23 protein-coding genes, 2 tRNA genes and 1 pseudogene are annotated in these 22978 nt (G+C 68.0%); 12 read left to right on the forward strand and 14 right to left on the reverse strand.

All coding sequences use genetic code 11. The annotated features are described in order from the left end of the window. Window positions 1-10 precede the first annotated feature (10 nt). Window positions 11-418 carry a CBS domain-containing protein gene (locus tag PLC66_RS06375; protein WP_324538523.1) on the forward strand — a complete coding sequence of 136 codons (408 nt, stop codon included), beginning with the start codon at window positions 11-13 and terminating at the stop codon, window positions 416-418. Between the two features lie 18 nt (window positions 419-436). On the opposite strand, the gene dnaQ is transcribed toward PLC66_RS06375, so the two are convergent. The 3 genes from dnaQ to PLC66_RS06390 form a co-directional block, all read right to left on the reverse strand. Then, the gene (gene dnaQ, locus PLC66_RS06380) at window positions 437-1162 is read right to left on the reverse strand and encodes a DNA polymerase III subunit epsilon (RefSeq protein WP_324538525.1); all 726 of its coding nucleotides are present in this window, start codon (window positions 1160-1162) and stop codon (window positions 437-439) included. Between the two features lie 133 nt (window positions 1163-1295). After that, window positions 1296-1757 (reverse strand): ribonuclease HI, encoded by a 462-nt coding sequence (rnhA, locus tag PLC66_RS06385; protein WP_324538527.1) that lies wholly within the window; start codon window positions 1755-1757, stop codon window positions 1296-1298. Then, window positions 1758-2489: a class I SAM-dependent methyltransferase gene (locus PLC66_RS06390; protein ID WP_324538529.1), complete on the reverse strand. Its 732-nt coding sequence runs from the start codon at window positions 2487-2489 to the stop codon at window positions 1758-1760. Window positions 2490-2517: 28 nt separating this feature from the next. On the opposite strand from PLC66_RS06390, the gene gloB reads away from it, so the two are divergent. Together gloB and PLC66_RS06400 are read left to right on the forward strand one after the other, a co-directional pair. Beyond that, the gene (gene gloB, locus PLC66_RS06395) at window positions 2518-3291 is read left to right on the forward strand and encodes a hydroxyacylglutathione hydrolase (protein ID WP_324538531.1); all 774 of its coding nucleotides are present in this window, start codon (window positions 2518-2520) and stop codon (window positions 3289-3291) included. A gap of 11 nt (window positions 3292-3302) precedes the next feature. Then, window positions 3303-4694, forward strand: coding sequence for a transglycosylase SLT domain-containing protein (locus PLC66_RS06400; RefSeq protein WP_324538533.1), 1392 nt, complete (start codon window positions 3303-3305; stop codon window positions 4692-4694). Here PLC66_RS06400 and PLC66_RS06405 read toward each other — a convergent pair whose 3' ends face one another. The 3 genes from PLC66_RS06405 to PLC66_RS06415 form a co-directional block, all read right to left on the reverse strand. Beyond that, entirely contained in the window at window positions 4695-6734 is a 2040-nt protein-coding gene (locus PLC66_RS06405; protein ID WP_324538535.1) for an ABC transporter ATP-binding protein, read from the reverse strand. It abuts the gene before it with no gap. A gap of 112 nt (window positions 6735-6846) precedes the next feature. Then, entirely contained in the window at window positions 6847-7332 is a 486-nt protein-coding gene (locus PLC66_RS06410; protein ID WP_324538537.1) for an FKBP-type peptidyl-prolyl cis-trans isomerase, read from the reverse strand. Continuing rightward, window positions 7322-7804 carry a peroxiredoxin gene (locus PLC66_RS06415; protein ID WP_324538539.1) on the reverse strand — a complete coding sequence of 161 codons (483 nt, stop codon included), beginning with the start codon at window positions 7802-7804 and terminating at the stop codon, window positions 7322-7324. The genes PLC66_RS06410 and PLC66_RS06415 overlap by 11 nt, the downstream gene beginning before the upstream one ends. Before the next feature lie 242 nt (window positions 7805-8046). On the opposite strand from PLC66_RS06415, the gene PLC66_RS06420 reads away from it, so the two are divergent. From PLC66_RS06420 to PLC66_RS06440, 5 genes are all read left to right on the forward strand, one after another. Next, on the forward strand, window positions 8047-9072 hold the full coding sequence (locus PLC66_RS06420; protein ID WP_324538541.1) for a zinc-dependent alcohol dehydrogenase family protein: 1026 nt from the start codon (window positions 8047-8049) through the stop codon (window positions 9070-9072). A gap of 76 nt (window positions 9073-9148) precedes the next feature. Next, a complete protein-coding gene (gene lexA, locus PLC66_RS06425; protein WP_324538543.1) occupies window positions 9149-9757 on the forward strand; it encodes a transcriptional repressor LexA in 609 nt (202 codons plus the stop codon). 37 nt (window positions 9758-9794) lie between these two features. Beyond that, window positions 9795-10514, forward strand: a complete 720-nt coding sequence (gene imuA / locus PLC66_RS06430) for a translesion DNA synthesis-associated protein ImuA (protein WP_324538545.1) — start codon at window positions 9795-9797, stop codon at window positions 10512-10514. 17 nt (window positions 10515-10531) lie between these two features. Further along, window positions 10532-11998, forward strand: coding sequence for a Y-family DNA polymerase (locus PLC66_RS06435; protein ID WP_324538547.1), 1467 nt, complete (start codon window positions 10532-10534; stop codon window positions 11996-11998). A 157-nt stretch (window positions 11999-12155) separates the two neighbouring features. Then, a complete protein-coding gene (locus PLC66_RS06440) occupies window positions 12156-12761 on the forward strand; it encodes a hypothetical protein (RefSeq protein ID WP_324538549.1) in 606 nt (201 codons plus the stop codon). 87 nt (window positions 12762-12848) lie between these two features. On the opposite strand, the gene PLC66_RS06445 is transcribed toward PLC66_RS06440, so the two are convergent. The 6 genes and pseudogenes from PLC66_RS06445 to PLC66_RS06470 all read right to left on the reverse strand — a co-directional run bounded on the left by PLC66_RS06445 (window position 12849) and on the right by PLC66_RS06470 (window position 17274). Continuing rightward, window positions 12849-14654 (reverse strand): M61 family metallopeptidase, encoded by a 1806-nt coding sequence (locus tag PLC66_RS06445; RefSeq protein ID WP_324538551.1) that lies wholly within the window; start codon window positions 14652-14654, stop codon window positions 12849-12851. Between the two features lie 107 nt (window positions 14655-14761). Then, window positions 14762-15100 carry an acyl-CoA thioesterase gene (locus PLC66_RS06450; RefSeq protein ID WP_324538605.1) on the reverse strand — a complete coding sequence of 113 codons (339 nt, stop codon included), beginning with the start codon at window positions 15098-15100 and terminating at the stop codon, window positions 14762-14764. Between the two features lie 75 nt (window positions 15101-15175). Continuing rightward, a pseudogene (locus PLC66_RS06455) lies at window positions 15176-15577 on the reverse strand (acyl-CoA thioesterase); the annotation flags it as partial. A gap of 140 nt (window positions 15578-15717) precedes the next feature. Continuing rightward, a tRNA-Val gene (locus PLC66_RS06460) sits at window positions 15718-15792 on the reverse strand. Window positions 15793-15852: 60 nt separating this feature from the next. After that, window positions 15853-15927: transfer RNA gene (locus PLC66_RS06465), tRNA-Val, on the reverse strand. 117 nt (window positions 15928-16044) lie between these two features. Further along, complete coding sequence (locus PLC66_RS06470) at window positions 16045-17274, reverse strand: benzoate/H(+) symporter BenE family transporter (protein WP_324538553.1); 1230 nt, start codon at window positions 17272-17274, stop codon at window positions 16045-16047. 105 nt (window positions 17275-17379) lie between these two features. Here PLC66_RS06470 and PLC66_RS06475 point away from each other — a divergent pair, with 105 nt between their 5' ends. Beyond that, window positions 17380-18291 (forward strand): LysR family transcriptional regulator, encoded by a 912-nt coding sequence (locus PLC66_RS06475; RefSeq protein ID WP_324538555.1) that lies wholly within the window; start codon window positions 17380-17382, stop codon window positions 18289-18291. On the opposite strand, the gene PLC66_RS06480 is transcribed toward PLC66_RS06475, so the two are convergent. Both PLC66_RS06480 and PLC66_RS06485 read right to left on the reverse strand, forming a co-directional pair. Beyond that, complete coding sequence (locus PLC66_RS06480) at window positions 18275-18673, reverse strand: RidA family protein (RefSeq protein WP_324538557.1); 399 nt, start codon at window positions 18671-18673, stop codon at window positions 18275-18277. The two genes, PLC66_RS06475 and PLC66_RS06480, sit on opposite strands and share 17 nt — an antisense overlap. Window positions 18674-18880: 207 nt before the next feature. Then, window positions 18881-19822, reverse strand: a complete 942-nt coding sequence (locus PLC66_RS06485; RefSeq protein WP_324538559.1) for a LysR substrate-binding domain-containing protein — start codon at window positions 19820-19822, stop codon at window positions 18881-18883. Window positions 19823-20085: 263 nt separating this feature from the next. Here PLC66_RS06485 and PLC66_RS06490 point away from each other — a divergent pair, with 263 nt between their 5' ends. From PLC66_RS06490 to PLC66_RS06500, 3 genes are read left to right on the forward strand one after another with little or no spacing between them, the layout of a single operon-like run. Beyond that, window positions 20086-21123, forward strand: a complete 1038-nt coding sequence (locus tag PLC66_RS06490) for a TRAP transporter substrate-binding protein (protein WP_324538561.1) — start codon at window positions 20086-20088, stop codon at window positions 21121-21123. A 59-nt stretch (window positions 21124-21182) separates the two neighbouring features. After that, complete coding sequence (locus PLC66_RS06495) at window positions 21183-21680, forward strand: TRAP transporter small permease (RefSeq protein WP_324538563.1); 498 nt, start codon at window positions 21183-21185, stop codon at window positions 21678-21680. Continuing rightward, a complete protein-coding gene (locus PLC66_RS06500; protein WP_324538565.1) occupies window positions 21677-22969 on the forward strand; it encodes a TRAP transporter large permease in 1293 nt (430 codons plus the stop codon). The genes PLC66_RS06495 and PLC66_RS06500 overlap by 4 nt, the downstream gene beginning before the upstream one ends. The last annotated feature ends 9 nt before the right edge of the window (window positions 22970-22978 follow it).

The following is a 22978-nucleotide window of genomic DNA, read 5'->3' on the forward strand; positions in this document are numbered from 1 at the left end:
GGGAGACACCATGCTCAGTTCCCTGCTCGTCAAGGATTACATGATCGGCGATCACCTCGCCTTCACCGCCCAGACCGACCTGCTGAGGGCGGTGCATACCTTGTTGGAGCATCGGCTCAGCGGCGCGCCGGTGGTGGACGAAAACAATCGCCTGATCGGCTTCCTGTCCGAGAAGGACTGCCTGAAGGCGGCGCTCGATGCCTCCTATTTCCGGCGCGAGGCGGGCAGCGTGCAGGAGTTCATGAGCACGGACGTGACCTCGATCTCGGGCGACGCCAGTCTGATCGACGCGATCGAGATGTTCATCGGTGACCACTATCGCTGCCTGCCCGTGGTCGAGGGCTCGCGCCTGATCGGTCAGATCTCGCGGGTGGATATCCTCAAAGGCCTGGAAAAGCTGCGCCGCGACGGTCACTGACGCAGCCCTGCCGGCCGCTTAGGCCGGCGCGCCCTCCACCGCTGGCGGCGGCAACCACAGGCACAGCCCCTTGTTCGCCTTGGCGATGTCGCCCAGCACGGACTCATGCGCCTCGAGTTCGGCCGCACTCGGGCGCAGGATCCTGAGGGTCGCGCGCCGCTCGAGCGCGCCTGCGGCATCCGCCTCGCGCGGCACGGTTTCCTCTTCGAGGCCGATCATCAGGCTTTCCTGTCCGCGCGTCATGGCCAGATACACGTCCGCCAGCAGCTCGGCATCGAGCAGCGCACCATGCAGTTCGCGACGCGCGTTGTCGATCTCGTAGCGATCGCACAGGGCGTCGAGCGAGGCCTTCTTGCCGGGGTTCTGCTCCTTCGCGAGCTTGAGGGTGTCGATCACCCCCGAGCATAGGCTCGCCAGCCGCTCACGGCCCAGCAGCTGCAGTTCGTTGTCGAGGAAGCCGACGTCGAAGCTGGCGTTATGGATCACGAGCTCGGCATCGCGCACGAAGTCCTCGAACCCGACCGCAATTTCGGCGAACCGTGGCTTGTCGGCAAGAAACTCCTCGGTGATGCCATGCACCGCAACGGCTTCGGCATCGATTCCCCGCTCGGGGTTGATGTACACATGAAAGTGGCGGCCGGTGAGACTGCGGTTGAGCAGCTCCACGCAGCCGATCTCGATCACCCGGTCGCCATTGCGCCAGTCCAGTCCAGTCGTCTCGGTATCGAGCACAATTTGTCGCATCGGTCTTCCTGTCGGCCGTCGGCCGCTCCTTCGCTTCCGGGGCCAGAGTTTACCGCGGCCCGCCGGTTCAAACGCGTAACGAGGCGCGTTGCACAGTTCGCTCCGTCGCCCGCCCTTCACATCTGTTGCTGGCTCAGCCCTGCACCGCCGCGCCGGCCTTGCGCACCGCGTCCACCCCGCGCCGCGCGAGTTCGTCGGCGCGCTCGTTCTCCGGATGTCCGGCATGCCCGCGCACCCACAGCCACTTCACCTGATGGCGCGCCGCGGCCTCGTCAAGCGCACGCCACAGGTCGGCATTCTTGACCGGGGCCTTGGCGGCCGTCTTCCAGCCGCGCGCCTTCCAGCCGTGAATCCACTCCGAAATGCCCTTCTGCACATACTGGCTGTCGGTGTGCACGCGGGCGGCCACGGGTCGCTTCAAGGCCTCCAGCGCGCGGATGACCGCGAGCAGCTCCATGCGGTTGTTGGTCGTTGCCGGCTCTCCGCCCCAGATCTCCTTCTCGTGCGCACCCGCGCGCAGGATCGCGCCCCAGCCACCCGGTCCCGGGTTGCCGCTGCAGGCGCCGTCGGTGTAGATATCGACCACTTCTTCCATTTACTGCGCTTTCCTTGATCCGCCGTCGCGCTGGGCGACCGGCGATAGTCGTTTCGACGCCGCCTTGCGGCTGCGCCAGTGAGGGGTGATGAGGCGCATGCCATGCACCCGCTTCACCCCGTGCAAGAGGTAGACCGCGCCAAGCACCGGCCACCATCGCCTGCCGGCTCGATCCATGAACTGCCAGCGCTGCAGCCACTTCAGGCTGCTCGCCGGGGGCGCATAGCAGCCGAAGCCGTTGCCCTGGATCTCGAAGCCAAGCAGCGTCAGCCAGTCGCGGATCCGCATCACGGCGCGATACTGCCCGCGCCAGGGCGGCGCCGCGTCCTTGCGGCGCGTCAGCAGCCGGCGCAGGCCCCACAGGCTGAGCGGATTGAAGCCGCTGATGACCACGCTGCCCTCGGGCACCAGCACACGCTCAACCTCGCGCAACACGCGATGCGGATGCTCTGAAAACTCAAGCACATGCGGCAACAGCACCAGGTCGATGCTGGCCGAGGCGAAGGGCAGCTCGAACTCGTCTGCCACCACGCCACTGTCGGCCGCCCGCCCGCACACCACCCGGTACGGCATGCGGTTGGCGCGCAGCAGGTCGAGACCCGGCAAGCCGACCTGCACTGCGTTGTAGCCGAAGACATCCGCCACCATCCGGTCCAGCCCGTCCTGCTCCCACTCGAGCAGGTACTGCCCCTGCGGGGTTTGCAGCCAGTCCTTGAGATCGAGGATTGACATCGGCTCTCAGGTCCTCACAATTCGCGGGATGGACATTATCCCTCTTCCCGCCTTTCGCGATAACTACATCTGGCTGCTGCACGACGGACACCATGCGCTGGTGGTCGATCCGGGCGACGCCGCCCCGGTCGAAGAAGCACTGGAGCGGCTGGGCCTCAGCCTGAAGGCCATCCTCGTGACGCACTGGCACGCCGATCATGTCGGCGGTCTCGCGCGGCTGCTGGCGCGCTGGGCCGTTCCGGTGTTCGGCCCCGCAGCGGAAACCATCGAGGGCGTCAGCAAGCACCTGCGCGAAGGCGACGAGGTTCGCCTCGCCGAACCTGCCGTGACCTTCAGGGTGATGGACGTCCCCGCCCACACCGCCGGCCACATCGCCTTCGTCGGCATCGACCTGGAGCCTGGTGTCGTGTTCTGCGGCGACACCTTGTTCTCGGCCGGCTGCGGCCGCCTGTTCGAGGGCACGCCCGCCCAACTGGCGAGCGCGCTCGCCAAGCTCGCCGCCCTGCCCGCCGACACCCGCGTCTACTGCACGCACGAGTACACCCTGTCCAACCTTGCGTTCGCGCGGGCCGCAGAGCCAGACAACCCCGAGCGCGACGCCTATGCCCTTGACTGCATCGCGCGTCGCGAACGCGGTGAGCCGACCCTGCCGAGCACCATCGGGCGCGAGCGTGCGATCAACCCCTTCCTGCGCGCCGACCGCCCGGGCGTGATCGACGCCGTCGCCGGCCACAGCGGCGAGCGGCCCACCGATGCACTCGCCTGTCTTGCCGCGCTGCGGGCATGGAAGGACCGCTTCTGAAGCGCCCCCCAATGCCCACCTCGCCCCACGGTACGCACCTGCGCCCCTCCCGCCTCGCCCTTGCCATCGCCTGCGCGACACTCGTCCTCGTTGCGCCGGAGCTGCGCGCGCAGTCCGAAGGGGCCCTGCCGCCCGCCGGCGAGCCCGCGCAGCCAAGCGCAATCGCGAGCGAGCGACTGATTGCCGGCGAGCCCACACCCGCACTCGAAGAGGAGATCGTCGTCGAGCGCGTGCTGACGCTCGACCTCACGCGCGACGCCAACGACATCTGGGACCGCATCCGGCGCGGCTTCAGCATGCCCGACCTGGACAGCGAGCGGGTGATGGATCAGCAGGCCTTCTACCTCAACCGGCCGGGCTTCCTGAAGCAGGTCTTCGCCCGCGGCGGACGCTACCTGTACTACATCGTCGATGAGCTCGAACGCCGCGGCATGCCGACCGAGATCGCACTGCTGCCCATGGTCGAGAGCAGCTACAACCCGATGGCCTACTCACGCGCCCACGCCTCCGGGCTGTGGCAGTTCATCCCGTCGACCGGCAAGCACTACAACCTGACCCAGGACACCTGGGTGGACGAACGCCGCGACGTGATCGCCTCCACCAACGCCGCGCTCGACTACCTGCAGCGCATCTACGACATGCATGGCGACTGGCACCTCGCGCTGGCCTCCTACAACTGGGGCGAGGGTTCGGTGCAGCGCGCCCTGCGGCGCAACGCCGAGGAAGGCCTGCCACAGGAATACATGCACCTGCGCATGCCCGACGAGACGCGCAACTACGTCCCCAAGCTGCAGGCCATCAAGAACATCGTCGCCGAGCCCGAGCTGTTTCACTTCGAGCTGCCCTACGTCGCCAACGAGCTGCATTTCGTCACTGTCGACGCCCCCGTCGGCGTCGACCTCGCCACCGCCGCGCGCCTGTCGGACATGCCGCTGGACGAATTCCTGGCGCTCAACCCGGGCTTCAACCGGCCCGCGATCACGACGCCGGGGCAGACCTTCATCGTGCCCACCGACCGCGCCGAACAGCTCGAGGAAGGTCTGGCCGAGCTCGCGCTCAGCGGCAAAGGCTGGCGCATGCACGTCTTGGCCGGCGGCGAGTCGCTCGATGCAGTGGCCGGCCGCCACGGCCTGAGCACGGCGCAACTGCGTCGGCTCAACGGGCTCGCACCGGGCAGCAACCCGGGTGCAGGCCATGCGCTGCTGGTGCCGGACGGGGTCGACCCCGACGGTGCGCTCGAGGTCAGCGCCCTGCTACCCTTCTCCGCAGCGGCCCCCAGCCAGCAGGGCCTGCGCCTTGCCCCGGCGGGTGCAGGCCGCGGCCAGCCCCAGCTCAAGTCGCCCAAGCCGGCGCCGCGCGGCGCTGGCAGCGGTGAGCGCCGGAACAACAACCGCTCGCGCTGATCAGGGCTGCAGGCGCGGCCAGTGGCAGCGCACCCGATGACCCCGACCAAACTCGGTCACCGACGGGTAGCTGAGCCGGCACACGTCGGTGGCGTGGGCGCAACGCGGATGGAAATGACAGCCACTGGGCGGGTTGAGCGGCGACGGCAGATCGGTCGCCGCGCCCGCCGCCGCGGCGGGCATGACACCGTCGGTGTCGCCCCCGATGCGGGGTACGGCCGCCATCAGGCTGCGCGTGTAGGGGTGGAAGGGCGCGCTCAGTACACGCTCCACCGGCCCCTGCTCGACGATACGGCCCAGATACATCACCGCCACCTCGTCGGCGAGGTATTCCACCACGGCCAGGTTGTGGGTGATGAAAAGGTAGGCGAGCCCATGCTCGCGCTGCAGTTCGCGCATCAGGTTGAGCAGTTGGGCCTGTACCGAGACGTCGAGCGCACTCGTCGGCTCGTCGCAGATGATCACGCGCGGCATCACGGCCAACGCACGCGCCACCGCGATGCGCTGGCGCTGCCCGCCCGAGAATTCATGCGGATAGCGCCAGCGCATCTCGGCCGGCAGGCCGACACGGGCCAGCAGTTCGTCCACCCGCAGGCGCCGTTGCTGCGCGTCGGGCTCGACGCCGAGCGCGATCATCCCCTCCTCGATGATCTCGCCCACCCGCATGCGCGGATTGAGCGAGGCGAAGGGGTCCTGGAACACCATCTGCACCGCCCGCCGCATGGGCTGCAGCGCCTCGGGCGGCAAGGCGCTGACGTTCTCGCCGTCGAGAAAGAGCTCGCCACTGGTGGGCTCGATCAGGCGCAGGATGGCCTTGCCCACGGTGGTCTTGCCACAGCCGGATTCGCCGACCAAGGCCAGGGTGCGCCCGGCCATCAGGTTCAGGCTGACCCCATCGACTGCCTTGAGCTCAGCTACCTTGCGCTTGAGCAAGCCCTTGCGCACCGGGAAATGCACCGCAAGCTCGCGCACCTCCAGCACCGGCTGTGTCGCTCGCTGACGATGCGCAACCGCCGCCACGGCTTGCTGCAGGTCGAGCGCACGGGGGACGCTGACCCCTTCGTAAAGGTGGCAACGCACCGCCTGCTCGCCGAGCCGATGCCAGCCCGGCGCCTCCTCGTCGCAGCGGTCGAAAGCCATCTGGCAGCGCTCGGCAAAGCGGCAACCGTGAAACGCCCGATCAAGGCCGGGCACACTGCCCTCGGGCGCGTCGAGGGGCGCGCCACGGCGTTCCACAGCAGGCAAGGCCGCGAACAGCTTGCGCGAATAGGGATGCAGCGGCGCGGCGAAGAATGCGTCGCGCGGCCCCGTCTCAACCAGCTCGCCGGCGTACATCACGCCGACGCCATGGGCCATGCGTGCAACCACGCCAAGGTCATGGGTGATCAGCAGCATGCCCATGCCGCGTTCGCGCTGGATATTCGCCAGCAACTCCAGCACCTGGGCCTGGATCGTCACGTCGAGGGCAGTGGTCGGTTCGTCGGCGATCAGCAACTGCGGCTGGCCGGCAAGCGCCATGGCGATCATGACCCGCTGCTTCATGCCGCCCGAGAACTGGAACGGAAAGTCGTGCAAGCGCCGCTCCGGGTCAGGAATGCCGACCGCCTCGAGGAGGCGGCAGGCCTCGGCCGCCGCGCCGGCCCCGTGCAGGCCGTGCTGCGCCAGCGCCTCGGTGATCTGCGCGCCGATGCTCATCACCGGGTTGAGACTCGTCGACGGCTCCTGGAAGATCATGCCGATACGCCCGCCGCGGATCGCGCGCATGGCGGACTCGGGCAGCGCCAGCACATCCTCCCCGCTCAGCCGGACACGCCCACCCACGATGTAGCCGCCGTCCGGCAGCATGCGCGTCAGCGCCAGCGCAGTCATCGACTTGCCGCAGCCGGACTCGCCGAGCAACGCAAAGGTCTCGCCCGCGCGGATGCTGAAGCCCACCCCGTCGACTGGCCGAATGTCGTCGCCTGCACGCTCGATCACCACGCGCAGGTCGGACACCTGCAGCAGGGGGGCTGCCGTATCGGGCGGGCTGGAAGTGGACATGGAAACGGTCACGCGTATCGAGAATCAGGGCAGAGTGAACTCGGCCCCCGCTCCGGCGAGCGGGGGCCGACGCATGTGAAAGGGGCCGCAAGCGCGGCCCCCGAAGTGATGCTTAGTGGTGGTGGCCACCCGGTCCATGCACGTGACCGTGGGTGACTTCCTCGGCCGTGGCCGGGCGCACCTCGGCGATCGTGACATCGAACACCAGCGCCACGCCGGCGAGCGGATGGTTGCCGTCGACCACGACCTTGCCATCGGCGATGTCGGTGATGCGGTAGACCAGGTCTTCCTCGCCGTCGTCGGACACGCGCTCGAAGCTCATGCCCACCTCGATGTTGTCGGGGAACAGCTTGGCGTCCTCGACCAGGATCAGGTCCTCGTCGTAATCCCCGAAGGCGTCTTCGGGCTGCAGCTTGACCTGAAGCTGATCACCGACCTTCTTGCCGTGCAGGGCCTCTTCCAGCAGGGGGAAGATGCCGTCGTAACCACCATGCAGATACACCAGCGGGTGCTGACCGTCGTCGATGACGGCCCCTTCCGGGTCGCGCACGGTGTATTGCAGCGTCACCACGCTGTTCTTGATAATTTCATTTTGCATTGTGCGATTCCAGTTTCTTGACGAGTTCAAAAACCGTGGCGGCATGGCCACGAGGCGTCACATCGTAGAGTGCGTGGCGGATCCTGCCCTGCTTGTCGATGATGAAGGTCGACCGCCGCACACCCATCTTCTTCACACCGTCGACTTCCCGCTCCTGCCAGACCTTGTAGAGTCGGCAGGCCTCGGTGTCCGAGTCCGACAGCAGGCGGATGGACAGCCCCTCCTTGTCGCGGAATTCGGCGTGGGTCAGACAGTCGTCAGGACTCACGCCAAGCACGATGCAGTCGTAGCGGGCGAACTCATCCTCGTGGTCGCTGAAATCGGCGGCCTGGAGGGTGCATCCCGGCGTGTTGTCGCGAGGGTAGAAATAGAGCACCACATTGTGCTTGCCGACCAGGGATGCCAGGTCGAAAATCTCCATGTCGGCATCCGGCAGCGAGAATGCGGGGGCAATGTCTCCGCTCTGAAGCATGTGGTCTCCCTGATGTGGGGTGGATTCTAGCCGAGACATTCGACTAACACTACCGGCACCGGGTCGGACTTGGGTATGGTCGAGCACTGGGTTTTCCTCCGTGCTTGGTGTCGTGCTGTTGTCACGCGTCAGGGTGCCGCCAGCCGACACCATGGTGAAGCAATAGCCCAGATCGGGGCCGGGCTCAAGATGCAGCGCATCATTGCCGCCTCGCCGACCCCATCAGACGGAGGTCATTCCTCATGCCGCACGCTGCTGCCGCACCCCGCCCGCTGCCCGCCACCATGCGCGCCATGGTGCTCGAGCGCCCCGGTGAGCCCCTGCGCCTGCAGGCGCTGCCAGTTCCTCGACCCGACGCCGGACAGGTGCTGCTGCAGGTCGAGGCCTGTGGCGTGTGCCGCACCGATCTGCACCTGATCGACGGCGAACTGCCCGAGCCCGTGCTGCCGATGATTCCTGGGCATGAGATCGTCGGCCGGGTGGTGGCGGTCGGCGAGGGCATCACCGGCATCGCCCGCGGTCAGCGCATGGGCGTGCCCTGGCTGGGATGGACCTGTGGCCACTGCGCCTACTGCACCGGCGCGCGCGAGAACCTGTGTGACGAGGCGCGCTTCACCGGCTACCAGATCCAGGGCGGCTATGCGGAATACACCGTCGCCGACGCACGCTACTGCTTTGCACTCGCCGACGCGCTCGATGCCGCAGCGGCGGCCCCGCTGCTGTGCGCCGGGCTCATCGGCTACCGCGCGCTGACGATGGCGGGCGAGGCGCGGCGGATCGGGCTGTATGGCTTTGGCGCCGCCGCCCACATCATCGCCCAGGTGGCGCACTGGCAGGGCCGCGAAGTCCATGCCTTCACCCGTGCTGGCGACAGCGAAAGCCAGGCCTTCGCCCGCCAGCTCGGCGCGAGCTGGGTCGGCAGCGGCGCAGAGCGGCCGCCGCATGCGCTGGATGCGGCGCTGATCTTCGCGCCCGCCGGCGAGCTGGTGCCCGCCGCGCTGCGCACCCTGGCCAAGGGCGGCACCGTCGTCTGCGCCGGCATACACATGAGCGACATTCCCTCCTTCCCCTACGACATCCTGTGGGGCGAGCGTCGCATCGTGTCGGTGGCCAACCTCACCCGCCGCGATGGCGACGAGTTTCTCGCCCTCGCACCACGCGTTCCGGTCCGCACCGAGATCACGCGGTTTGCGCTGGAGCAGGCCAACACCGCGCTCGCGCGGCTGCGCAGCGGCGCCCTGCAGGGTGCGGCCGTACTCGTGCCCTGAGGCGTCTGCGCCAGTGCGTTCGACTTGCCCTCGGCGGATAACTGTTTAAAATTACAGCCACCCCATGGAGGCTGTGATGACCGCCCGAAACGAAACCCTCACCGCGCGCCAGCAGGAAATCCTCGATTTCATTCGCGCCACCCTCGAGTCCGAAGGCCGCCCGCCGACCCGCGCCGAAGTGTGCACCGCTTTCGGCTTCCGCTCGCCCAATGCCGCCGAGACCCATCTGCGCGCGCTGGCGGCCAAGGGTGCCATCCTGCTCGAGGAGGGTCGCGCGCGCGGCATCCGCCTGGCCGAGGCTCTCGGCCTGCCGCTGGTCGGTCGCGTCGCGGCCGGCAGCCCCATCCTCGCCGCCGAACATGTCGAGGCCCGCTATCAACTCGACCCCGCGCTGTTCTCGCCCAAGGCCGACTACCTGCTGCGCGTGCGCGGCATGAGCATGCGTGACGCCGGCATCCTCGATGGCGACCTCATCGCCGTGCATCGCAGCGGCGAGGCACGCAACGGCCAGATCGTCGTCGCCCGCGTGGAGGACGAGGTCACCGTCAAGACTCTGCAACGCAAGGGCGCGCTGGTCGAACTGCTGCCGGCCAATCCCGAATACGCCCCCATCGTGGTCGATACCCGCAACGCAGCGCTGGTCATCGAGGGCATCATGGTCGGGTTGATCCGCAAGGATCACTGAGCCGAACGCCGCCGCCTGCACGCTCGTAGCTGTCAACATGGCCTTCCCTGCGCGCCACGCCCTGGATGAAGCCTGGCCCGCAAGCTCGGCGTCGGGTCCGGGGGCAATCCTGGCGACCCTGCCCACGGGCAGCGTCTGGCAGGCGAACCGCATCGCACACAGCCAAAGCGAAGCGCGCCCGAGCGGTTTCGCCGCGCTCGACCGCGAACTGCCGGGTGGCGGCTGGCCCTCCGGGGCGCTGATCGAACTCCTGCTCGAGCGGCCCGGTGCAGGCGAGCTGTCGCTGTTGCTGCCGCTGCTCGGCCGTACCCCTGCCGAACGCTGGATCGCCTGGGTCGCGCCACCGCTGCTGCCCTACCCCCCTGCGCTGCTGCGCGCCGGCGTGCCGCTGTCGCGGCTGCTGCTGATCCAGCCCAGGCGTAGCGAAGACGCACTGTGGGCCGCGCGCCAGGCCGCCGCGTCCGGCAGTTGCAGCGCGGTGCTGGCCTGGATGCAGAAGCTCGACAACGCCGCACTGCGCCGGCTGCAACTGGCAGCCGAAGACAGTGCGACACCGGTGTTCCTGTTTCGCCCGCGCTCGGCAGGCGGACAGGCCTCGCCCTCCCCGCTGCGGCTGGCGCTCAGCCCCGCTGGCGAGCAGTTGCGCATCGACATCCTCAAGCGCCGCGGCCCACCACCGGCCCGCCCGGTGATGCTGACGATCCACCGCGATCTGCAGCGGGACCCGATACGCACTGGGCTGCGTCTCGCAAGCTGAGCGCCACCGCGCCCCCCATGCTCTGGCTCGCCATCCTGCTGCCGGCACTGCCGCTGCAAGTCTTCACCCGCGGCGCGCGCGCGGACACCGCGATCGCCGTGACGGCCTCCCGCGCCCAGACCTGCATCCTCGCCGCCAGCCCGTTCGCCACCGCTGCGGGCGTGCGCCCCGGGCAACGCAGCGCGAGCGCGCTGGCCCTGCTGCCCGAACTGCAACTGCACGCCCGCGCGCCGGAACGCGAAGCCAGGGCGCTGCATGAGATCGCAAGCTGGGCCGGACGCTTCACCCCGCGCCTGAGCCTGTCGCCGCCCGATGCGGTCCTGCTCGAGATCGGCAGCTGCCTGCGCCTGTTCGGCAACGCCCCGCTCATCGAGGCCGAGGTGCAGGCGGGGCTGCGCGAGCTCGGTTTCGAAGCGCACACCGCCTGCGCCCCGACGGCGCTGGCCGCACGCTGGTTCGCGCGCGCCAACGGCCGCAGCCCGACCGCGGCGGACTGGCTGGACGCGCTCGAGCACCTGCCGCTCGATGTGCTTGGCGACGAGGACGGCTGTGACGCCACCACCCTGGCGCTACTGGCCGGCCTCGGCCTGCGCACGCTGGCCGAGTTGCACCGCCTGCCCGCCGCCGGCCTCGCCCGCCGTGGCGCCCAGGCCGCCGTGCACTGCCTGGCGCGCGCGCGGGGCGAGACCCCTGACCCGCGCCCCTGGTTCGAGGTCGACGAAAGCTTCGATTGCGGCCTCGCGCTGCCTGCACCGACTCACCATGCCGAAGCCCTGCTGTTCGCCGCCCGCCGCCTGTTCGCCAGTCTCGGCGGATGGCTGCGCGCCCGCCACGCCGCCATCGATCACTGCCGCTTGCTGCTCGAGCATGAATACCAGCCTGCGACCGCGCTCGAGCTGGTGCTCGGCAGCCCCAGCCAGGACGAGTCCCGCCTGCTGCTCATCGCCCGCGAGCGCCTCGGTACGCTGCAACTTGCGGCCGATGTGAGCGGCTTGCGGCTCCTTGCCGAGCACACCCTTGCCGCCGCGACCTCGAGTACGGACCTGTTCGACGATAGCGGCCGCGTCCGGGAACAGGCCGATCTGCTGCTCGACCGCCTGCGCGCCCGACTGGGGCGCGACCGGGTCAGCCAGCTCCGTGCCCTGCCCGACCACCGGCCGGAGGCGGCCTGGGCAGGCCTGCCCCATCCGCCCGCAGGGCGCACGGGCGCCAGGGCCGTCGTGGCGAAGGGCACGCTCCCGGCCTGGCACCTCCCCGCGACCGATCGCCTGCGTCCGCTGTGGCTGCTCCCCACGCCACGCAGCGTCGATCCCGACGCCTTCGTGCTGTTGAGCGAAGCCGAGCGCATCGAGTGCGGCTGGTGGGACGAGCAGCCGGTATGCCGCGACTACTACCTGGCGCGCGACACCCGCCAGGCCTTGTGCTGGATCTACCAGTGCCTCGACAAGCCGCAAGCCTGGTATCTGCATGGCTATTTCGGCTGATCGATGCATCGGCCTCGCAAGGCCGAGGAGCGGGCACCACGGTCCGCATCCTGGCCCGCATCACCGCCCCCATCGCCGCCCCGGTGCCGGCGGCTCGGCGTAGTACACTTGCGCGTCGATCCCCAGCAACGCGCAGCCCCTGCGCCCGCAGCCCACGATGCCCCAAGTACAACCGCACGCCACCACGAGCTCCTCATCCCTTTCCGCCGCTACGCCGGCTGCCGCCCACGGCGCCCTGCCGGCCGGCGATCGCAGCCGGCAGCGTGCCCTCTTCTGCCTGCTCGTCAGCCTCGTTGCCCTGCCTGCTTCCTGGCTACTGTTCTCCCAGCTCGAGCGCCTGTGGCCCGCGATCGCCGCCATGGAAGGACTGCTCTTCATGGCGGCCACTACCCTGCTCGGCGCGGCGATGGCAGTGGGTCCGCTGGCCGCCGCACTCGGCTTCCTGCTTGCGGTGTGGTTCGGCGTGGAGAGCGTCTATCGCCCGCGCCGCCGACCCTCGCCCGCACTGGACCGCTTCATCATCGGCGCCGGCCTGCTGGTCTGGTTCGCCCCTGCGCTCAGCGCCATCGCCATCGCCGTGCAGGCCCTGGTGCGCGGCCGCATCCACTTCGTGCGCCCACCGCGCGACTACCTGCTCGCCACCGATCCGATCGCCTTCTGGCAGGGTGTCGGCTTCTGGCTCATCATGGCCGCGCTGTTCGCCTTCCTCGCCTGGCGTTACTGGCGCCCCCGCCTGCTGTCGGGCAAGCCCCACGGCGAGTGATCGCAGCGGCGCCGCGCAAGCCACGGCCACCACGCGCCCAACACGATCCAGGGGCTGGTGCGCGGCGCCGGCGCACCGGCGCCGCGCTCAGGCGCCCAGCCAGCCCTTGCGCAGCGCCGCCGCACGTTCGCCGCTGCGCGCAGCCAGTTTGAGCACGTACTTGTCAGCCTGCGGCTCAGCCAGCTCGACCTGGAACACCCTCAGTTCGTCGCGGCGGAAGGCGTGGAGCTCGATGCGATCCCGCGGCCGGCGGCGCTTGAGCTGCGTCTCCAGACCCTTGGCCGTCAGTTTCAGCCCATCGAGCGCGATCAATACGTCACCGGCCGACAGCCCAGCGCGCTGCGCCGGGCCCCCATCGTACACATTGGCGATGCGCGCCTCGCTGTCGCCCGGGGCGAGCTTGAGGCCCACGCCGGGCGCGGTGCTGGCCGGCTCGACGGCGAGCTCGACACCGAAGCCCTTCAGCAGGCGTTCGAGCGGCAAGTCGTCCGTGCCTTCGACCGCCTGCTGCAGCCAGCGCGCCAGGCGCTTGCCGAGCACCGTGCCGCCGACCTCGCGCACCGCCTGGTAGATGCCGTCCTCGGCCACGCCGACGCCCGTCTGCCCGTGGTCGCCCCACAGCTTGCGCATCACGTCGTCGAGACTGCAGCGCCCTTCGCTGCCCGCGCGCAGTTGCAGGTCCAGTGCCAGCGCGATCAATGCCCCCTTGGCGTAATAGCTGACGATGGCATTAGGCGCGTTCTCGTCCTGGCGGTAGTACTTGGTCCACGCGTCGAACGAGGACTCCGCCACGCTCTGCTTCTGGCGGCCGCTGCCGCGCATCACGTTGGACACGGTCTTGGCCAGCAGGCCGAGGTAATCCTCGACGCCGATCACGCCGCTGCGCACGAGGGCGAGATCATCGTAATACGAGGTGAAGCCCTCGAAGGCCCACAGCAGGCGGGTGTGGTTCTCGCGCGTCAGGTCGTAGGGCGTGAAGGCGGCCGGCTTGATGCGCTTGACGTTCCAGGTATGGAAGTACTCGTGGCTGCACAGGCCGAGAAAGGACTTGTAGCCGTCGGGCAGTCCCTCCATGCCCTTCCACGGCAGTTCGTCGCGCGCGCACAGCAGCGCGGTCGAGGCGCGATGCTCGAGGCCGCCGTAGCCATCGCCCACCACCATGGTCAGGAAGAGGTAGTAATCGACCGGGGCGGGCGCGCCGAACAGGTCGATCTGCCACGCGCAGATGCGCTCGAGGTCGGCGCACAGGCGATCGAGATCGCAATCGTGGCGACCGGTCAGGGCGATATCGTGAGGGACGCCGGCGGCCTCGAAGCGCGCGAGCGTGAAGTCGCCCATCTCGACCGGATGGTCGATGAGTTCGTCGTAGTCGCGGGCGCGAAAGCGGCCGAAGCGACACCCGGCCGTGCCACCGGCGCGCCCGACCGCCGGCGGCAGGGCGGTGATGAGCCGCCAGCCACGAAACGGCGCCCCCTCGGGGCGTTCGATGATGACTTCGCAGGGCGCCTCGGTATGGCCCTCGACCGCCACGAAAACGCTCGTGCCGTTGAAGAAGCCGTGGCTGTCGTCAAGGTGGGCGGAGCGCACCGAGAGGTCCCACGCATAGACCTCGTAGTGCAGGGTCAGCGCCGCGCCCGCAGGTGTTGGAGCTACCCGCCAGCTATGCTTGTCCAGCTTTTCCACCGCGCATGCGCGCCCCGCGCACTCCGCGCGCAGGGTGACGATGTTGCGCGCGAAGTCGCGGATCATGTAGCTGCCCGGGATCCAGGCCGGCAGGCGGAAGATCTGGCCCGCGGGGTCGGGCGCACGCACCGTGCAACTCACGGCAAACAGATGGGCCCCCGGGTTCGAGGGGCGGATGCGGTATTCGACGGCGGGCACGGCGGACGGCATGGGCGGGCTCTCTCCCTGGCTGGATTTCCTGGACGCGGGCCGAAGCATACGCCTGCCGCGCGCCGGTCCTCCAGTTTCGGCCCTCCGATGCGCGCGCCGTGCGCAACTCAGGCCGCGTCGACCGCCGCGCCGGCGCGAAACGCGCCGACCGTGGTGTAGGTCAGCTTTGCCTCGGTGACCTTCACCACGAAGGGGTTCTCCGGGTTGCGTTGCGCAAACACCTCGACATCGACGCTCACCGTGCTGTCGCCGACATCGGCAATCTCGGCGTAGAAGCTGAGCTTGTCGCCAACCGAGACCGGCTGCTTGAAGGTGAAGGAATCGACCGCCACGGTCGCGACACCGGCGCGCATGCGGCGGGTCGCCAGCACGGCGCCGGCGATGTCGACCATCGACATGATCCAGCCGCCGAACACGTCGCCGGCCGGATTGAGGTCGGCCGGCATCGGCACCACGCGCAGCACCAGTTCCTTGTCCCACACCGGCTCGGCACACGAGGCGAATTCATCGGCGGCCGAGGCTGGCGGCAAGAGGCGCTTGTTGCCCGCATCGTCCACCGCCACATAGGTCAGTTGCGCCTCGGTGACCTTCACCACCACCGGGTCGGCCGGATTGCGCTCGGCGAAGACCTGCACATCGACGGTCACCGACGACTTCCCCACCGCCAGCACGTCGGCGTAGAAGCTGACCACGTCGCCGACCGACACCGGCTGCTTGAAAGCGAAGGAATTCACCGCCACCGTGACCACGCGCGAGCGGGCGCGGCGGATCGCGGGCGAGGCGCCGGCGATATCGACCATGGCCATGATCCAGCCGCCGAACACGTCCCCGGCCGGGTTGAGGTCGGCCGGCATCGGCATCACGCGCAAGGCGAGGTGTTCCTTGGAGGGGAGTTCGGTGACGGTCACGGGGCGCTCGGCCATGCTGCACTCCTTTGTCTTCGAAAGGGCTGGTGGCGCGAGTGTAATGCTTCGGCCTCGGCTGGCAAGTCAGGCCGCCACATCGCCGCCGGCCACGCGCCGGGTCGACAAAAAAGCCGGCGCAATGGCCGGCTTCAATGACGTGGTGGGCGGTACTGGGATCGAACCAGTGACCCCTGCCGTGTGAAGGCAGTGCTCTACCGCTGAGCTAACCGCCCGATCCATGCGCCAGGGCGCGTGCAATCGGTTTTCCCGGGCGCTTCACGGCTTGCGGGCCGTGGTGGGCGGTACTGGGATCGAACCAGTGACCCCTGCCGTGTGAAGGCAGTGCTCTACCGCTGAGCTAACCGCCCCGAGAAAAGAGGCCGCATTCTAGAAGGCGGCCTGGATATCGTCAAGCGCAACAGCGGCGATTCCATCCGAACGACATCGATGCCACAGATGCCCCGCGGCCGACGCTGCCGGCGCGCTCATTTTGCCAAGGCGACGAAGTCCTGCCTCTCCATCAGCCAGGACACGACGAAGCCCGCGACCAGGCCCCAGAACGCGGCGCCGATGTTGAGCAGGCTGATATCCGCCACCGTCACCAGCAGGCTGATCAGGGCGCCGAGCGAGAACTTGCCGCCGAAGGACGCCATGAAGGCGCCCTGGAGCACACGCAGCATCGCCAGCCCGCCCAGCACCATGATGAACTCGGCGGGTGCGGCCAGCATGAGGCCGGTGAAGGTCGGCGCCATCAGGCCGAACAGCACCCCGAACACGCCGAACGCGAGCGCCGCGGTGTATTGACGCCCGTGCTCGCCCGACGAGGTGAGCAGCGCATTGGTCGGACCGGTCAGGCAGCTGCTGACAGCGCCCACCGCCGCGCTGAGCGCGGCGCCAATGCCCGAGACGACGGCGATGGTGTTGACCGGCGGCTCGTGACGGGCCGCCTTGAGCACGGCGACGCCCTGGCCGTTCTGCACCACCAGCACCGTGATCGCCAGCGGCACCACGAGCTCGACGAGCGCAGCCAGCGACCAGACCGGTGCCTGCACAAGTGGCCGGGCAAAGCTGAAGCTGCCCAAGGCAGACGTGTCCAGACGATCGAACACGGCGATCGCCAATGCGCCCACGAGCAAGGCCCCGATCACCGGCGGCATGCGCTTGCCCAGCACCGGGCTGGCCGACAGCAGCAGGAAGGCGACGACCATTGGCGCGGCAATGGCGACATCACTGTGCAGGGCGTGCACGAGATCCAGACCGAAGCGCAGGAAGACGCCCGCCACCATGCCCATCACGATCGGCATCGGCAGGGCCTGCATGAAGCGCTTGACCCAGCCGCTCATGCCCAGCACCAGGATCAGCAGGCTGGTGGCGTAGAAGGCGCCGATGACCTCGGCAAAGCTCAGGTGCTGCAGCGCCGGACCGACCAGCACGGTGCCCGGGATCGTCCACGCGAATCCGAGCGGCGTGCGATACCGCCAGCTCATGGCCATCGTGATCAGACCGTTGATGAAGAACACGCCGAACACCCAGGAGGCGAGTTCGGCCTGCGACAGGCCGCCGCGCGTGCCCACGGCGAGAATGATCGCGACCGGACCGGTTGCCGAGAAGATGAAGCCGATCAGGCCGTTGGCGAAGTACGTGAGGCCGAAGTCGTCGAGGATTCGCCTTAGCCCTGGCGCTTTGTCAGTGGGACGTTCGAGATGAGCAAGCATGGGTGGGTCTCAGTGGGGACGACGATTATGGTTATTCATCCAGCAGATATAAAGACGTCTAGAATGAAATCACTATTCTGAAAATACGAACATTCAGGACTCGCCATGGATCGTATCGCAGCGATGCGGCTGTTCACCCGCATCGTCGAACTGGGCAGTTTCAGCCGTGCTGCCGAGCAACTCGGCGTGGCCCGGGCCTCGGCCACGCAGATCATCAAACAGCTCGAAGCCCGCGTCGGGGTGCGCCTGCTGCTGCGAACGACGCGGCAGGTCACGCCGACCGTGGATGGCAGCGCCTACTACCAGCGCTGCCTGGCGATCCTGGGCGACCTGGATGAACTCGACGCCGAGTTCTCGCAGGTCGGGCGCCACCCTCAGGGCAGCATCCGGCTCGACATGTCCGGCTCGCTCTGCCGCCTGGTGCTGCTGCCCGCCCTGCCCGCGTTTTGCGCGCGTTATCCGCTGATCAAGCTCGAGATCGGGGTCGGCGATCGCCGCATCGACCTCGTGCGCGAAGGGGTGGATTGCGTGCTGCGCATCGGCGACCTGCACGACATTCCCCTGGTGGCGCGCGAGCTGACGCGGCTCGATCAGGTCACCTGCGCCAGTGCAGACTACCTCGCTCGCCATGGCGTGCCGCGCAGCCTGGGCGAACTCGACCGGCATCTCACCGTCGATTACGTGTCGGCCACCACCGGCAAGCAGGTCCCACTCGAGTTCGACGTCGGCGGCCGCCTAGAGCGCCACACCCTGCCGGCCATCGTCACGGTCAATAACGGCGATGCCTACGTCGCCGCGTGCAAGGCCGGCTTCGGCATCATCCAGTTGCCGCGCTACCACGTCAGCGCAGAGCTCGAACGCGGCGAGTTCGAAGAGATCCTCGCGGAGCACCGACCGCCTTGCCTACCGCTGCATGTGCTGTATCCGCCCAATCGTCAGCTCTCCGCCCGACTACGGGCCCTGATCGACTGGCTTGGCGAGCTCTTCGCGTCCAACCCGCTCACTGCGCGGCGATGACCTCGATCTCGACCTTCAGGCCCTCGAAGGCGAGGCGATCCACACCGAGCAGGGTCACGGCCGGCGGGCGCTCGGCATCGAAGTAGGCCGAGCGGATTTCACGGATCCGGGCAAGTTGCTCGGGACGCAGGTCGACCACGTAGATGTTGACCTTGACCAGGTCGCGCATGCTTGCGCCCTGGGCGCGCAGGCCGATCTCGATGTTGTCCAGGGTGCCCTTCAGTTGCGCCTCGAGGTCGTCGGGGTTGCGCACTTTCCCCTCGCGATCGCAGTCCACCTGCCCCGACAGAAAGATCAGGCGATCCGCACCACGGATGGAATAGGTCTGGCTGAAGGCCTTGCCGACGAAAAGTTCGGGGGGATTGATTGCTTGATGTTCCATGTTTGTGTCTCCAGAGAGTCGATACGTCTGGCAGGAGATTTTGATTGTACTGAACAGGGAGATAAACCCCTTAAGGTCGGAAACACTATTCACTGAATACAAACAATCCAGGGGACTGGAAGGCGGCGTCCGAGCCCTGCCTGCAGCGACTGCGCCTGGTCGCGCCGGCCGCCTCGTCCCGCCCCGACGTCGGCCGTTCTTCCCATGTCAGCAAGTCGTGGGGCGCACACCCGTTGCCGCCGCGCTGGCGCCGACCGAAAGGGCTGACACGTGCCGGCGGAACATGCCTGCGAGCTTCTTCGCGGCGCTGCCCAGTGGCACGTTACGCAAGGTCAGCAGGCCGAGCGACATCGGCGGCGGTAGCGGATCCAGCAACAGGGGGGTCAGGCCGACCCCCACGCACGGATCGATGATCAGCGCCTTCGGCCCGTAACCGATGAGGTCGTTGCGGCGCGCCAACTCCAGGATCAGGAAGGGCGAGGAGCAGTGCAGGATGCGGCTCGGCGCCGGAAAGCCGCGCGCTGCGAGCCAATCGACCAGATTCATGCTCTGGCTGCCGGCGCTCAGGTTCAGCACCCATGGCGCCTCGGCCACGCCCGACCAGTCCCGGGCACCGGCCAGAGGGTGGCTGCGGCGCAGGAAGGGCACGGCCTCGATCTCGGCGAGGGGCTCGAACTCGATCTCGTAGGGCAGGTCCCGCGCAGAGGCCAGCGCAATCGCGAAATCGATCTTGCCCTCGATCAGGCCGGGTATCGCCTGCACCAGCAGCCCCTCGTGGAACGTGAGTTCGGCGTCCGGCTGCGCGCGGCGAAACTCGCCGAGCACGTCCGGCAACACGGTCGCGGTCAGCAGCGGCGTGATGGCGGCCTTGACATGCGCCCCCGCCCCTCCGCGCATCAGACGGATCTCCGCGCGTGCCTTTTCGATCGTCGCCAGCACCAGGCGCGCGCGTACCAGCAGGGCGTTGCCTTCGGGGGTGAAGCCGACGCCTTTGTAGCTGCGCTGCAGCAGCTCCGCGCCGACGTCCTCCTCGAGCTCGCGCAGCGCCTTGGTGAGGGCACTCTGGCTGAGGTTCATGGCGCGTGCGGCAGCACGGATGGAGCCGCGGTCGGCCACCTGCACCAGGGCCTTGAGTTGGTGATCCTTCATGATCGTGCTGACCTAATTTGGTTGTCACCCACGAAAAAATATCGCCTTACGGCGTGCGCGGCAAGTTCATATTATTTGCTCATGAGTTATTTCTATTCGAGAGCCCGATGAACGCCCAGCAAACCGTCGTGAGCAGGATCGATACCGAGCCGTTGAGGGCTTGGCGCCATGCCCGTCATCGACGTGCTGGCTGTGCTCGCAGCGGGCGCACGATCGGCGCGGTCAAGCAGTAAGCCCATAACTAAACCTTGTTCGGAGGCAACATGAAACTCAGCAAACTTCTCGCCACGCTGTCCGCCGGATTCGTCCTCGCCACCGGCGCCGGCCTGCCGGCCGCGCAGGCCGCCACCACCCTCACCATGTCGAGCTGGGTGTCGCCCACCCACTTCCTGACCCCCGAGGTCTTCCAGCCCTGGATCGAGGACGTCAAGCGCGTCACCGAGGGCCGTGTGAACGTCCGTATCCTGCCCAAGCCGGTCGGCGGCCCCGCCCAGCATTGGGAGCTGGCGCGCAAGGGCGTGGCGGACATCACCTGGGGCAACTTCACCTACGAGCCGGATCGCTTCAAGGCGCTGTGGTTCTCGGAGATGCCCTTCATCGGCACCAACGCCGAGGCGTCCTCGGTGGCGCTGTGGGAGACCTACGAGAAATACCTCGCCGGCACGCCGGCCTTCGCAGGCGTGGTCATGCTCGGCGTCGGCCTGTTCGGCGGCGGCCAGATCCACCACGGCAGCAAGCCCATCATCGAGCCGGACGACCTCAAGAACCAGAAGGTGCGCATGGGCGGCCCGATCCAGAAGCGCCTGCTCGAGGATCTCGGCGCGGTGCCGGTCGCCGGGCCCGGCCCGAAGGCCTACGAGCTCCTCGAAAGCGGCGTGGTCGATGCGTCCCTGCACACGATCGAGTCGGTGATCAACTTCCGCGTCGAGGACAAGCTCAAGCACCACACCATCGTCCCTGGCGGCTTCTATGACGCGTCCTTCTTCATCGCCATCAACGAGGGCAAGTGGAACAAGCTCTCCGAGACCGACCGCAAGGCGATCATGAGCGTGTCGGGCGAGAAGCTGTCGCGCCTCTGGGGTCAGCGCTTCGACGCGCAGAACCAGGCCGGCGAGACCAAGTTGCGCGCCGACGGGCACAGCTTCAACGCGCCCTCGCAGGCGCTGTTCGAGCGCATCGGCGCGGTGCGCGAGCGCATGCTCGCCGACTGGGCGGCCGAAGGCCCGAGCTACGGTGTCGACCAGCCGATGGAGATGCTCGAGTTCTTCGAGCAGCGCTACAAGGCCCACGCTGGCAACTGATCGCCCGCTGATCCTGGAAGTGGCCGACCCGGGCCGGCCACACCCGCATGGAGAATCACATGGACGCGTATCTGTCCCGCATCCGCAAGGGCGTCGAGGCGCTGCTCATCCTCACGCTGTTGGGCATGGTCCTGCTCACCTTCGCCGACGTCATCGGGCGCCGGCTGTTCGGCACCCCCGTGTTCGGCGCTCACGACGCCACCGAGCACCTGATGGCGATCATGGTGTTCTGCGGCCTGCCGCTACTGACGGCAGCGCGCGGACACCTGGCGGTTGACCTGTTCGACAAGTACCTGATGAAGCCCAGCATGGCGTGGTGGCACCGTCTGATTGCACTGCTGATGACCCTTGTGCTGCTGCTGATCGCTTACGAATTCTTCAATGCCGCGATCGAGGCGGGCCAGATCCAGGAGATCAGCCAGGCGCTGTCGATTCCGCGTAGCGGAATGTACGCCTTCATCTCCTTCACCTCGCTGCTGTCGGCCCTGGCTGCCCTGCTGGGCTGCTTCGGCGCCCCCGCCTCGCCCCCCCACGCTCCCGAGGAACATGCCAAATGACCGTCGGTCTCCTTTCCCTGCTGGCCGTGCTGGTGCTGGCCTTCCTGCGCGTGCCGCTGGCCTTCGCGCTGCTGTCGGTGTCGCTCGCCGGCATCAGCGTCGTCATGGGCTGGGACGTCGCCCGCTCGCTGGTGCCGATGACGATCTCGGAGGCCGTGTTCTCCTACGAGCTGGCCGTGGTGCCGATGTTCATCCTGATGGGCAACATCCTCGCCCGCTCGGGGATCTCCGACGATCTGTTCCGCGCCGCCAACGCCTTCCTCGGCCCGGTGCGTGGTGGTCTGGCGCTGTCGACGATGGTGACCTGCGCCGGCTTCAGCGCGGTGTGCGGCTCCAGCCTGGCGACCGCCGCCACGATGTCCAAGGTCGCCTACCCGAGCATGAAGCGCTACGGCTACTCGGACCAGCTCGCTTCGGCCACCATCGCAGCGGGCGGCACGCTCGGCATCCTGATCCCGCCGTCCATCATCCTGATGATCTACGGCATCCTCACCCAGACCAACATCGGCGACCTGTTCGTCGCCGCCGTGATACCGGGCATCCTTGGCTTGCTGATGTACCTGGGCGTGGTCTACGCCATCGCCTGCATCAGCCCGCAGGACGCGCCCCGCGGCGAACGCACCAGCACCGCGGAAAAGCTCCGCTCCCTGCGCGGCGTGTGGCCCTTCACCCTGCTCTTCGTGGTGATCATCGGCGGCCTGTATGGCAGGCTCTTCACCGCCACCGAGGCCGCGGGTCTGGGTGCCGGTCTGGCGATGATCCTGTCCATTGCACAGCGGCGGATGACCTGGGCGAGCTTTCGCCAGATCTTCATCGAGACGGCGATCACCTCGGTGATGCTCTACAGCGTGCTGTTCGGCGCGCTGCTGTTCGCCAAGCTGATCTCGTTCTCCGGCCTGGGCGAAGGCATTCTGGAACTCGTTCAGGAGGCTGGACTCGGCCCCTACCAGACCCTGGCGGCGATCCTGCTCATCTTCCTGCTGCTTGGCTGTGTGATGGAGTCGCTGGCGATCATCCTGATCTGCGTCCCCCTCTTCCTCCCCCTCCTGATGAGCCACGGTTTCGACCTGGTCTGGTTCGGCATCATCGTGGTGGTGGTCACGGAGATCGCGCTGATCACGCCGCCCATCGGCATGAACGTGTTCGTGCTCAAGGCCGCCCTGCCGCATGTCAGACTGGGGGCGATCTTCCGCGGGCTGCTGCCCTTTGTCGGCATCGACCTGCTGCGCCTGGTGTTGCTGGTCGTGTTTCCCTCGATTACGCTGGCCCTGGTAGCCTTGATGAAATGACGCCGTCCT

The organism is Thauera sp. (assembly GCF_035444905.1).
GTDB lineage: Bacteria > Pseudomonadota > Gammaproteobacteria > Burkholderiales > Rhodocyclaceae > Thauera.